The sequence below is a fragment of the Chlamydia psittaci 6BC genome, from assembly GCF_000204255.1.
In the GTDB taxonomy this organism is placed as follows: domain Bacteria; phylum Chlamydiota; class Chlamydiia; order Chlamydiales; family Chlamydiaceae; genus Chlamydia; species Chlamydia psittaci.
The window spans coordinates 961,957-974,612 of the sequence record NC_017287.1; the positions used below are offsets into that span (position 1 = coordinate 961,957).

Genomic DNA, 12,656 nt, shown 5'->3' on the forward strand with positions numbered 1-12,656 from the left:
TATTCCTTAGAAAACCATGGATTGGGAAACTATCTTGTGCTAAAGTTTCAACAAAAACATTCATTTTTCATATTGAGGCGTTAGTCTAGCACCTTGAAACAAGCCTAATCTACGCTCTCACCGGTATAAATCGAGAACCTTTGAGAGTCTGCTCATGAGACAATCATCCTACAACAGACAGAACCTTTACTTATATAATACCGCATCGAGAACCAAGGAACTTTTTTCCCCTTCTAACGATCCTGTCAGATTGTATACCTGCGGTCCTACAGTATATGACTATGCGCATATCGGAAATTTCCGCACGTATGTATTTGAAGATTTATTAAAACGGACTCTTTTGTTCTTTGGATACTCTGTAAAGCATGTCATGAATATTACAGATGTCGATGATAAGACGTTGGCTGGTGCATGTAAAAAAAATATCTCTTTGGATACCTATACGGCTCCGTTCATACAAGCCTTTTTTGAAGACGTTGCCACACTAAATATCCTACCCGCCGACACTTATCCCCGCGCTACGCACTATATCCCTCAAATGCTCGAAGCTATCCGCAAGCTCTTAGATGATGGTATCGCCTATACAGGCCAAGATAACTCTGTGTATTTTTCTATAAAAGCGTTCCCTTCTTATGGGAAGCTCTCTCAGTTACAGTTACAAAATTTGCAATGTTGTTCTAGGGTAGCTTCCGATGAATATGACAAAGAAAATCTTTCAGATTTCGTGTTATGGAAAGCATACGATAAAAAGAGAGACGGTCATATCTATTGGGAGAGCCCATTTGGCAAAGGTCGCCCAGGTTGGCATTTAGAATGTTCTATCATGGCTATGGAACTTCTCGGGTCTTCTATTGATATCCATGCAGGCGGTGTAGACAATATTTTCCCCCACCATGAAAACGAGATTGCTCAATCAGAATCTTTATCTCACCAGCCTTTTTCTCGTTACTGGCTCCATTCTGAGCATCTTCTTGTTGATGGGAAAAAGATGTCGAAAAGTTTAGGGAATTTTTTCACACTAAGAAATTTGTTAGATCGTGGATTTTCTGGAGAAGAAATCCGCTACATGCTCTTACAAAGCCATTATAGAATGCAATTAAACTTCACTGAAGAAGGATTGATTGCTTGCCGTCAAGCGTTAAAACGCTTGCGTGATTTCATTTCTCGATTAGAAAGTCCCTACCCTGAAAGCGCTACGATTTCTGAAGATATCGATCGGTGTGGGCAACTGTTTTTACAAGATTTTTCAAACGCTATTGCGAATGATTTAAACATAGCGACAGCACTCGCCTCCCTTTTTGATTTTATCCATCAGACAAACTCACTGATTGATAAATCAAACTTCACACAGGCTGATAGCAACTATGTTTTGGACATTATGAAGAAAATTGACACCGTACTTGGTGTTATTCCCTTCACTACGTCCTTAGAAATCCCTAGTGAAGTTGCACAACTCGTTGAAGAACGAGAAGTTGCCCGCAAGGAGAAAAATTGGAAGCAAGCAGACGTTCTTCGAAATCAAATTGCGTCTCTCGGCTATGTTATTGAAGATACAAAATCAGGGCCTAAAGTAAAAAAATATTAGTCCTTGTCTGATTCTAAACGACGCATAGCTGGGAAATACAATACATCACGAATCGAGGCAGCATCTGTAAGGATCATAACCAAACGATCAATACCGATACCAAATCCTCCTGTGGGAGGTAAACCTTGGCATAAGGCTTCTAAAAATTCTTCATCTATAGGATGGTATTCGCTATCTGGATCTAAAGCCTTTTTCTCTTGTTGTTTTTCTAAAAGTACTCTCTGACGCAAAGGATCATTCAACTCTGAATAAGCGTTACAAAGCTCTTTACCTAAGCAAAAACTTTCGAAACGCTCGACAAAATCCCCATCTCCTGAGCGTAAAGATTTACATAGGGGCGTCGTCTCTACAGGATGATCTGTAATATGATGAGGCGCAATTAATTTATCGCAGACTAACTCGTCAAATAATGCTGCGATTAATAAACCTCTGGGAGCTGTCACGTAAGATTCCTCAGGCAATGAAAAACATTCTTTTAAAATTTTTCGCAACTCATGATCTCCATGAAGATCTACATCGACACCTCCATATGTCTTGATACTATCTTTCATAGTCATGCGAATCCAAGGAGCTTTAAAATCAATGGATACAGGCCCTTGTTTTAAGTGTGAATAGGTCAGAACGGTACTACCATTGTTCAACTCACAGACGAGATGTTCAACGAGATTTTCCACATAGGTCATGACACTGTGATAGTCTATGTTCGTTGCATAGGCTTCCATGATGGTGAATTCAGGATTGTGGGTTCTATCGATCCCTTCGTTCCTAAATACTTTTCCGATTTCGTAAATACGTGGAGTGCCTCCAACAAGAACTTTTTTTAAAGAAATCTCTGGAGAAATCCGCAGAAATACTTCTGAGTGCAAAGCATTCAAAGTAGTTATAAAGGGTGTTGCCTCAGCGCCGCCATAAACATTTTGGAGTATAGGAGTTTCTACCTCTATGAATCCCTGAGCATCCATGTAGTGACGGATTAATTTGATAATCCGACTTCTTTTTAAGAAAGTTTGCCGCACTTCATCAGAAGAAATGAGATCCAACCAACGCTTTCTATAACGAATTTCTTTATCACTTAGGCCGGCATGTTTATCGGGCAGAGAAATTAAAGATTTACACAATAGTGAGACGGTTTCGACAAGAATAGTTAACTCTCCGGAATGCGTGAAGAATAGATACCCTTCGATTCCTAAAATATCACCGAGATCAAGCTTCTTCTCTATGAATTTTATTGGGGTAATCTCTGCATCTACAGGGAGACCTGCAACTGAAGAGAAATCCCTGTTAAACATCACCTGGATCTTTTGATCATTATCTAAAATCTGGGCAAAAGCGTTCTTTCCCATAGAGCGGAAAAGCACCATACGACCTGAGATTTTTACCTTAGGGGTTGCCTTATTCGTAGCATCTTCGCTATTCCCAAGGGATTGGGACATATATTCTTTTTTTATTTCCTCAACACTACTTGTTCCGGGGAATTCATAAGGATAGGGATTAATACCTAAATCAGCTATTTCCCGGAGTTTGTTACTTCTATGGAGAAAATCTTCTTGTTTTAGGTACTCAGCTTCTGTAGACATCGTTTTTCTAAATCCTTTTGCCTATTTCTTCTTTTCTAAAGACTCTTCTAGTTATCACGTAATCCAAACATAAAAAAATTATATATGATCGAAAGAAAAGAAAGTTAAAAGTTCATTGTAAAGTGGAGATTTTCTCAAAAACAACAAAAAAGATGAACGTTTAATTAAGAGAAAATAAGAACTTTAGAGAGGGAGATCTCCTCTCTAAAATTCTTTAAGAAGAAATTAGCTATTTTGTACGCAAAGCAGCTTTGATTTTTTGAACGTAATTCGCGCCACCACCGTACTCGAATCCCATTCTAGCTTTCTCAACTCCATGAGCATCAATGAAAACTAATGTGGGGAATCCGTTTACACTGTATTTTGATTTTAATGCTTGGTTTTGTTGTTTTACATCTTCAGGTTGGCTAGAAGATTGTGGGAAGTCGAGCTCTACCATGTGTAAATTCTCACCCGCATACTGTTGAAATTCAGGAGTATTTAAAATTTGCTCTTGCATCTTCATACACCAGATACACCAATCAGAACCTGTAAAAAATAAGCCGATATATTTTTTGTCTTTTTTAGATTGTTCGACAGCATTGTCATAGCTTTCCCACTGTACTCCAGAAGTTTTAACCACGTGCACAGTAGATTTATCGATCCCTTTTTGGTAATGAGAACGCTTTTTTGCTGCACAACAAGGCAGTGTGAGTAATAAACAGAGGGCTATTAAACTTCCTTGCAACCAACGTTTCATGCAAATCCTCTTAAAAAAATAATGTAGAATTTTCCCTTAACCCCCGAGTGTACCATCCTATTTACGCACAAAAAGCAAGGAGATTGTCACATCGGAGAACAAAGAGCATAGATGAATAAACCATCTATATCTATAGTGAATCCTTAAATATCTTTGCTATTTATATATTCTATGACTCATCCTGATATTGCTTCTATTTTGCAAGAAATAATAGATCGCTATTCAGAGCACTATTATCCTTCTCTGGCAAAACTGATTCCCCTAACTCCCAAATGGGGAAACAGCCCAGCTCCTATAAAAGCTTCTGTGGCACAGGCACAACGTATTGAAAAACCGCTTATTGCTGATAAAAAATTAGAAAAACCTTTATCAAATCCAGTTCAAGATAGTGAAGCTCCTCCCCCACCCATTACTCACGAGCGCTTAAAAAAATCTTCCTGGGAGTGCATTCCTCTCCCTCCTGATCTCTCTAGAGAAGAAATCTTGAAGTTTCGTTATTCTACTTTGCAAGCACATTGTTTGAACACACCTTTGGATATACCTTGTGGGATCTTCGTAGATGAAGAAAAAGATGAGGAAGTTTTATTTTTTAATAGATTGTCAAAAATTCTTACTCAACAAATCTTCCCTTCTCGGCTCATTTTATCAACAAATCATAAAGATATTTTTCATAAAAATACGGGCCTTTCTTTATGTCTAGCACCTTTAACAATGATACGTTATAAAATCCCCAATGTACGTTATCATCAATCTTTCATGAAAGATGGGTGCACTTGGATTCCTATTTATTCTTCAGTATACTATGAAAATGATCCGCAATTGAAACGAGATCTATGGGTAATATTGAATCAACTACCTTTCGCCTATACGCAGAAGTCATAGTAAACTCCAATATCAATAAGGTATTAGACTACGGGCTCCCTGATCATCTCGAACACATTACTAGGGGTACTGGTGTTAGCATTTCCTTACGGGGAGCAAAAAAATATGGAATAGTCCATCAGATTAAGACACACACAGAATGTAAACGAGTTCTTCCTGTTTTAGGTGTTATTGATTCTGGAATTATCCTTCCTCAAGATCTTCTAGAACTTATGTTTTGGATGAGTCAATATTATTTTGCACCGTTGGGGAAGACACTACGTTTAGTACTTCCGGGAATATCTTCCAGTATTATACAACCCAAACAACATTATCGCGTCCTACTCAAGCAAAGCAAAGCGAAGACGAAAGAGATCATTCTTTCTATTCAAAAAGAATCTCCTGCGCAAGCAGCAACTTTAAAAACATTATTATCATGTAGCTCTCCTCCTGGTCTTTCAGAACTCATGGACAAGGCCAAGGTGTCACAATCTCCGATCCATTCTTTAGAAAAACTTGGAGCTATTGAAATAGCCAGTGCTGCAGATCTTGAAATTCAAGAAGACCGTCTAACGTTCTTTCTCCCTGAAGCCCATGTGCTACATCCGCAACAACAAGATGCCGTGGATAAGATTTCTTCATCCTTATCTTCGGGGAAATTTCAGACACACTTGATTTTTGGTGTTACAGGAAGTGGAAAAACAGAAGTATATTTCCAAGCTATTCGTGAAGCGAGGAAATTAGGGAAAAGTGCGATTCTTTTGGTTCCTGAGATTGCTCTTACAATACAAACAGTTACCCTATTTAAGGCCCATTTTGGAAAAGAAGTGGGTATTCTGCATCACAAGCTTAATGACAGTGATAGAAATAAAACCTGGAGAGAAGCATCAAACGGGAATATTCATATTATTATAGGTCCAAGATCAGCATTGTTTTGTCCTCTACAAAATTTAGGACTGATCATCGTTGATGAAGAACACGATCCTGCCTATAAACAAAGTGAAAGCCATCCCTGTTATCATGCTCGAGATGTTGCTGTGATGCGAGGGAAACTGGCAAATGCTACTGTAGTGTTAGGCAGTGCTACTCCAAGTCTAGAAAGCTACGCCCATGCTTTATCAGGGAAGTATATTCTTTCAGAATTATCATCACGAGCTGCTGCTGCCTATCCTGCGAAGGTTTCTCTTATCGATATGAATATGGAAAGAGAAAAGACAAAGACAAAAACATTATTCTCTCAAGCTGCACTTAAAAGTATTGAAAAACGGCTCGCTGTTGGAGAACAAGTCTTAGTTTTCTTTAATCGACGTGGCTACCATACAAATGTGTCCTGTTCTTCATGTAAACATACGTTGAAATGTGCCCGCTGCGATATGGTATTAACTTTCCACAAATATGCGAATGTCCTTCTCTGTCATCTCTGTAATTCTTCCCCTAAAGATCCTCAGACATCTTGTCCAAAATGTCATGGAACTATGACTTTACAATATCGTGGATCGGGGACAGAAAAAATAGAAAAAGTATTGCATAGTATCTTCCCACAAGTGCGCACTATCCGTATTGATTCGGACACTACGAAATTTAAAGGAAGTCATGAATCTTTATTAAAACAATTTGCCACAGGAAAAGCGGATATACTCATTGGGACACAAATGATAGCTAAAGGGATGCACTTTCCAGCCGTAACTTTGGCCATCATTTTAAATGGTGATTCTGGTCTGTACATTCCTGATTTCCGTGCCTCTGAACAAGTATTTCAATTGATCACACAAGTAACAGGAAGGTCGGGAAGAAGCCACCTCCCTGGAGAGGTCTTAATTCAATCGTTTCTTCCTGATCACAGTACCATTCGCTGTGCCATCAGACAGGATTATCGAGAGTTTTACCACCAAGAAATCCCTGGCAGGGAATTATGCAGCTACCCGCCATTTGTTCGTCTTGTCCGCTGTATATTCATAGGAAAATGCCCCAACCTCACTTGGAAAGAGGCACAACGAATCCACTCTATACTTAAAGAGAAGTTGGATACTCACACCCAATTAATGCAAATCACACCGTGTGGACACTTTAAAATTAAAGATGTATTTCGGTATCAATTTTTAATAAAAAGCAAGCAAGTTTTGCCTGTAAATAAAAAGCTCCACGAAGCTTTGCTAACTGCAAAACTGTCTCCCAAAGTAAAATTCATGATTGACGTCGATCCTACAACTACATTTTTCTAGATAGCTATGCAAAACGGCAATTAAGAGATTTACTTCATCTTGGTGATTAAAAGCGTGGAAATTTACTCGTATAAAAGGCTTATCGGCAAAAGTCATCAAGCCTACGCGTAAGTTCGCCTCATTGAGAAGTGAAACTAAAAGATCAAAATTAAAATCCTGTAAGAAAATAGGTTGTCCACAACCTTGGGAACTCAAACCAAAATACTGCTGAAAATACTCTTGAAGGGCAAAAACTTGTTTGCGAGCGAGCTCCCCTGCTACAAACAAATGATCATATGCAGCACTTATGGTAATCAAGGCGTGGGGAGCGAGTGCTGTAGTATAGCGTAATGGTGGGGAGTTTAACATCAACTCTGTTTTCACTTCTGAGGAAGAAAGAATAGCAGCTCCCATGGCTCCCATAGCTTTACTATAGGTAACAAGAACAGCATAAAAATTCTCATACCCCCATTTGTGACACAATCCACGGCCCTCCTCGCCAAAAATTCCCATAGCATGAGCTTCGTCTACAATAAGGTGAGCATGATATTTTCTTGAAAGAGCTAAAAGTTCTTCAAGAGGAGCTAAAGTTCCTAAGAAAGAGTATACCGAACAAACAAAAATGAAAATTCTTCCTGATGAGACTGCTCTATGAGACATTAATAAAGATTCTAGAGCGTTTAAATCATTATGAGGAAACGATTGATGTTTTCCGGATATCATTTTTAAACTTTGTACAACGGATACGTGTACAGACGCATCCCAAAAGACCATATCGGTATCTTTAGAAATGTGATAGCAGAAACCTAAATTCGCCATATAGCCGCTGTGTACGACAAAAGCCGCCTCAGCTTGATGGAATTTCGCTATCTTTGCTTCTAATTTTTGTAAAGTTTGGGAAGGGCCTGCAATAGCACGAGAACCACTTGCTCCAAGTTGGGCTTGAGGAAATTGTTCACAATATAAACGATAGCGTCTCTCAACTTCATTTACTAATACTGTAGAGCGAGAGAAACCTAGGAAATCGTTAGTTACAAAATCTATTGGGCATTCACTCATTAAAGATCTTTTCCTTGAAATCTAGTATCTTTAACTATTCAAGTGTCGTTTTAGTCCCCATGAAACAGAGAAAGAGCTAGAGAATTTAAAGCTCGGTAATCAGGTTTTCCTGAGCCCAGCATCGGGATAGATTCCAACTGATGCTGATAGGATATTTTCATTATGCTACTTGTTTTCAAGTTTTTTAGGATATCATTTACTTCATTGAGACTGGTAGAAAACGTCGTAAATAAGCAGAGTTTGACTTTCTCTCCGGGTATACCACAAACGATCAAAGAAACATCCTCTTCCTCATCAGGCAGCCCAAAACCTTCAATGAGTAAGTTTTCTAAAGCCTGCAAACTAATCATTTCGCTACCAATTTTTACGAAACGACTAAGTCTACCTTGTAAAAACAACTGACCATTTCTATCTAAATACCCTAGGTCTCCTGTCACGTACCAACTGGAGCCTCCAAGATGTACAAAACCTTGATCAGGATCTGCTTCCAAATAGCCAGGAAACAGTGAGGTACCTCGAATAAGAACTAAACCCACTTCTCCAGAAGACAGAGGGACATAAGTTTCTTCTGAAACAATCAGAATATCCATACCTTCAATAGGGACACCAACACAACGTTCGTTTTTGGGACTCTTCTCATCATTAACCGTAATCACAGGAGAACACTCAGTGGTACCATATCCTTGACGAAGAACAGTATGAGGAAAATTTCTCTCAGACTTATCTCTTAAAGAATCTTTAAAAGCGTCTCCTCCGACAACAACAAAACGCAAAGAGCTTAAAGTAGATTCTTGTTTTTTAGCTGTTTTCAAAATGTAATCTAAAAAGATAGGTGTACTCCCTAAAAAGGTAGCGTGCGTCTTATCTATAAACTCCACAATCTTTTTGGGCTGCAAAGGATTATAAGAAAAAACTAAAGGCAATCCTGCAAGCATAGGGAAGAGAGCACAACAGTTAAACCCATAAGCATGGAATGGGGGAAGAAATGACATCATAACATCATTTTCTACGGGATCAAAAAATTTTAAACAGGCATTTTGATTCGCTATAAGATTTGCGTGGGTTAAGGGAACTCCTTTAGGGAGCTTTTCTGTCCCGGATGTAAATAGAATAACGGCAATATCCTCTTGATTCTGCTCTGAAAGATTGAACAACCCCAATAACCAGTTGGGCGGGAGAGATAGATAAAAAGCTATACGCATCTTATCCCAAAGGGAAAGTTGTTTACGTATATTTTCCATGTAAATGAGCTTTGCTGGATACTCTACACCGTCACCGTGAATCTCATGTAAGTGCGCGACCAGTTGCTTCGAAGTTAGGATATGATCTACATGTGCTAGAGCAATACATGCTTCCATTTCTCGAAGTCCCTGACTCCAATTGATCATGACAGGAATTTTCCCAGATAACAGCACAGCGAAATAAGCAATATAAGCCCCAGCAGAGGCTGGCATCATGATCCCGATATTTTTTCCGGTATATTGAGATACTTTTAAAGACAACGCGATAATTGCCTTACGCATATCATCATAAGACAAAATCCCTAATTGCTCATCCCAGCAACTAGCTGCTGATCCCATTTCTGAACAGAGTTTTAAAAACTTCTCTAAAACAGTCCGTCCATCACGTAGACCTATACGACGCTTTTTAGAATAATTCCAACGCTTATGCATATACCCTTCCCTTATATTAGGCATAAGGAACTTCTATAGGAAAACTTTCTGTATCTTCGTTAAACCACGAAGAAAGAAAAGCATTCAAATCCTGTTTCGTGGGAAATTGCTTCAAGAATTCGTTACTTACTTGGTGTATTGTCACTTTCACAGAGCGTTTTGGCATAAAAAATATCCCCCGTCGCAACAGGGACTTCAAAGCCTCTTTGAATACTATGCTCAACTTAGGGGTAGATTGAGTTTTATATCTTGAGAAAGCGCTCCCCCATAATCCGTTAATGCGGATCAAAAATACGTTGCACTCCTTAGATTTATGCAATAACACGTATGCCGAATACTGATTAACTATTTCTTCTTTGCCATTTCTTGATAACCTTCCGGAAGGATACAGCAATACACTGCCTTGATTATCCAAGACACGAATCGTTTGATTATAAAAATGTTCCATCTGTTCGACAGTTTTTTTACATTCTCTTCCAGGAACAACTGTAGGAACAGGTATGGCGCCAACAGAATTTAAGAACCAACGAACTACAGAATTTTTAAATAAATAACTCACAGCAAGGGGGTGCAAATGAAAACGCTGCCAAAATAAATATTCAAGAATTACAGGATCAATTTCGGCTACATGATTTGATAAAAATAGACACCCTTGATTAGGGTTAGGATTTATAGACTTTAGACCTTCTAATTTTATCTTGTAGCGCAACTTCAGAGCAAAGCCAACCAGAAAAGCATACGTAGCTTCATAAATAGTTCGCCATACCTTAAGTATCATAGGTAACCCTTTCTCATAACAAATTCGCCTACAACCCCTCTAGTAAGTTTATCATAATCCTATCTTTTGATAATATGGTTTAACTAATACTTAGGAAAAAAATCGCTATGCCGTCTCATTTACTAGACTATCAAAGAGTTGCAGAAAGTATAGTTGAGAAAACCATCGCCGAGTTAATCCATTATCGACAACGCCTTCCGCTAGTCCCTTTCTGGACAAAACCCGACGGGTCTTTTGTCACACCCGCAGATTATGCTGTCCAATACTGCCTTCAAAAAAAGCTATCAACAACTTTTCCACATATTCCGTTTATCGGGGAAGAAGTCTTAGACCCTGTAAGCGATAAACATAAAATTAATAGTATTTTAGAATTCATTCACAGACTAGATTCGCAGGTGACACCTGAGGATCTTTTAGAAACATTAAGCCCCAATCAAGAAGCCTCGACTTTATACTGGCTTGTTGATCCTATTGATGGTACGTCAGGATTTATTAAAAACCGTTTTTTTGCCTCTGCAGTATCCTTAATTTATGAGGATAAGCCTATACTCGCGGTTATGGCGTGCCCATGCACAGACCGCCATACTTTTAAAATCTATTCTGCTGCTAAAAACTATGGGGTTTCTTTATTTGGTACGGCAATTGAAACTCGGCATTATTTAAAATCTGGAGAAACGCTAACGGGGAAGTTTTGTGAAGCATCTCTAGCTGCACGTAACCAACAGCACCACGCTACACGCTTATTAAGTCTCTCCTTGCCAGGGCAACCCCAAGCTTGTCGAGTTGACAGTCAATACAAATATGCTATGGTTGCTGAAGGCGCTGTAGACTTTTTTATCCGCTACCCCTTTGCTATTTCTCAAGCAAGAGCGTGGGATCATGCTCCAGGGGCTTTTTTAGTAGAAGAGTCTGGGGGCGTAGTTTCCGATATTTTTGGAAATTCGCTCAACTATCGTCGAGAAGATTTCATTTTAGAAAACCATCCCATAATTCTAGCTTCCGGGAATGCGGAAATTCACAGAATTACGTTAGACGCCTTACAAGAACAAGCAAACATTGTTTCTGAAGAAAACTTGCTAGCTTACTAAATGTAAGCTGTCAGTTTTTCTTCTACAATACTGTCTGATAAAATTACGGTATCTTGATCGGTATCTTCGCTTTGCTGATAAATTTCTTTAAGAATTAAAGGCAGTTGACTCACTTTTTGTAAGACTGTTTTGGGACAATAGGCTTTTCCAACAGCAAGAGCTACATTCAACAAGCCACCAGCATTTGCTAGATAATCTGGGGCATACAATATTCCTTGAGCATGAAGCACAGCGCCTAAAGAAGGATTCTCTAATTGATTATTTGCAGCCCCTACAACAGCACGACAACGTAAGTTATAGACATTACTTCTATTAATCACTCCACCGAATGCACAGGGAACAAAAATATCGCATTCTAATGTAGGGAATGCATTTACAGGGACAACAGTAACCCCATAGAATTTGGTCACTTCATCAAGAACAGCTTGATTTGTATCGGAAACATACAACTCTGCACCTGCAAAAAAGAGCGAGTGTAACAGCTTTCTACCGACAGAACCAAGACCTTGGATTCCGATCTTCCTTCCTTTTAAAGAAGAACTCCCCCATAACTGCTCTGCAGTTTCCTTGATACATAAAAAGACGCCATGAGCTGTATAAATTGAAGGATCACCGCTCACGCTTTCTATACCGCATACCCAAGGAGTTTCCTGGTTGATAATATTAATATCACTGACAGAGACTCCCATATCTTCTGCTGCAATATACTGTCCGTTGAGAGAATCTACTGCTTGACCGAAAGCCCTAAGGATATCCTCGGTAGGACGCGTCATCCCTTTAGGGAGAATAATCACACTTTTCCCTCCACCGGTCCCTGTCCCACTAAGAACAGCCTTATATGTCATACCTTTTGATAAACGCAAAACGTCGGTCAAGGCATCGTCAAAGGAATCGTAACTAAAAGCACGAACTCCGCCCAAAGCTGGACCCACTAGTGTCTGATGAATGGCAATTACAGCATGTAACTGAACCTCTTCACAAGTAACTTCGATTACACGTTCGTAATCTTCTATATGCAGATCTTTAAACACTAGAGGATATTTCATAATCTTAAAGTAGAAGTATTTGTAATTATAACATGCGAGTATTGTATAG

Annotated in this window: 10 protein-coding genes; 4 read left to right on the plus strand and 6 right to left on the minus strand. The window is 39.1% G+C overall.

What is annotated here, in order from left to right; translation table 11 throughout:
- Positions 1–154 precede the first annotated feature (154 nt).
- On the plus strand, positions 155–1,585 hold the full coding sequence (gene cysS, locus G5O_RS09325; protein ID WP_006343497.1) for a cysteine--tRNA ligase: 1,431 nt from the start codon (positions 155–157) through the stop codon (positions 1,583–1,585).
- Here the strand turns inward: cysS and lysS are convergent.
- Complete coding sequence (lysS, locus tag G5O_RS09330; RefSeq protein ID WP_006343498.1) at positions 1,582–3,162, minus strand: lysine--tRNA ligase; 1,581 nt, start codon at positions 3,160–3,162, stop codon at positions 1,582–1,584. The genes cysS and lysS overlap by 4 nt on opposite strands.
- A 229-nt stretch (positions 3,163–3,391) precedes the next feature.
- Positions 3,392–3,901, minus strand: a complete 510-nt coding sequence (gene dsbH / locus G5O_RS09335) for a disulfide reductase DsbH (protein WP_006343499.1) — start codon at positions 3,899–3,901, stop codon at positions 3,392–3,394.
- A 171-nt stretch (positions 3,902–4,072) separates the two neighbouring features.
- Here dsbH and G5O_RS09340 point away from each other — a divergent pair, with 171 nt between their 5' ends.
- Together G5O_RS09340 and priA are read left to right on the plus strand one after the other, a co-directional pair.
- A complete protein-coding gene (locus G5O_RS09340) occupies positions 4,073–4,783 on the plus strand; it encodes a hypothetical protein (RefSeq protein WP_006343500.1) in 711 nt (236 codons plus the stop codon).
- The gene (gene priA, locus G5O_RS09345; RefSeq protein WP_006343501.1) at positions 4,735–6,984 is read left to right on the plus strand and encodes a primosomal protein N'; all 2,250 of its coding nucleotides are present in this window, start codon (positions 4,735–4,737) and stop codon (positions 6,982–6,984) included. Before G5O_RS09340 ends, priA begins: the two co-directional genes overlap by 49 nt.
- Here the strand turns inward: priA and G5O_RS09350 are convergent.
- From G5O_RS09350 to G5O_RS09360, 3 genes are read right to left on the minus strand one after another with little or no spacing between them, the layout of a single operon-like run.
- Positions 6,916–8,022 carry an aminotransferase class I/II-fold pyridoxal phosphate-dependent enzyme gene (locus G5O_RS09350; protein ID WP_006343502.1) on the minus strand — a complete coding sequence of 369 codons (1,107 nt, stop codon included), beginning with the start codon at positions 8,020–8,022 and terminating at the stop codon, positions 6,916–6,918. The two genes, priA and G5O_RS09350, sit on opposite strands and share 69 nt — an antisense overlap.
- 50 nt (positions 8,023–8,072) lie before the next feature.
- On the minus strand, positions 8,073–9,695 hold the full coding sequence (locus G5O_RS09355) for an AMP-binding protein (RefSeq protein WP_006343503.1): 1,623 nt from the start codon (positions 9,693–9,695) through the stop codon (positions 8,073–8,075).
- Positions 9,696–9,711: 16 nt separating this feature from the next.
- Positions 9,712–10,473 (minus strand): lysophospholipid acyltransferase family protein, encoded by a 762-nt coding sequence (locus G5O_RS09360; RefSeq protein WP_006343504.1) that lies wholly within the window; start codon positions 10,471–10,473, stop codon positions 9,712–9,714.
- Positions 10,474–10,580: 107 nt separating this feature from the next.
- Between G5O_RS09360 and G5O_RS09365 the strand changes: the two genes are divergently transcribed.
- A complete protein-coding gene (locus G5O_RS09365; protein ID WP_006343505.1) occupies positions 10,581–11,561 on the plus strand; it encodes an inositol monophosphatase family protein in 981 nt (326 codons plus the stop codon).
- Here G5O_RS09365 and G5O_RS09370 read toward each other — a convergent pair.
- On the minus strand, positions 11,558–12,607 hold the full coding sequence (locus tag G5O_RS09370; RefSeq protein ID WP_006343506.1) for a Glu/Leu/Phe/Val dehydrogenase family protein: 1,050 nt from the start codon (positions 12,605–12,607) through the stop codon (positions 11,558–11,560). The two genes, G5O_RS09365 and G5O_RS09370, sit on opposite strands and share 4 nt — an antisense overlap.
- Between the last annotated feature and the right edge of the window lie 49 nt (positions 12,608–12,656).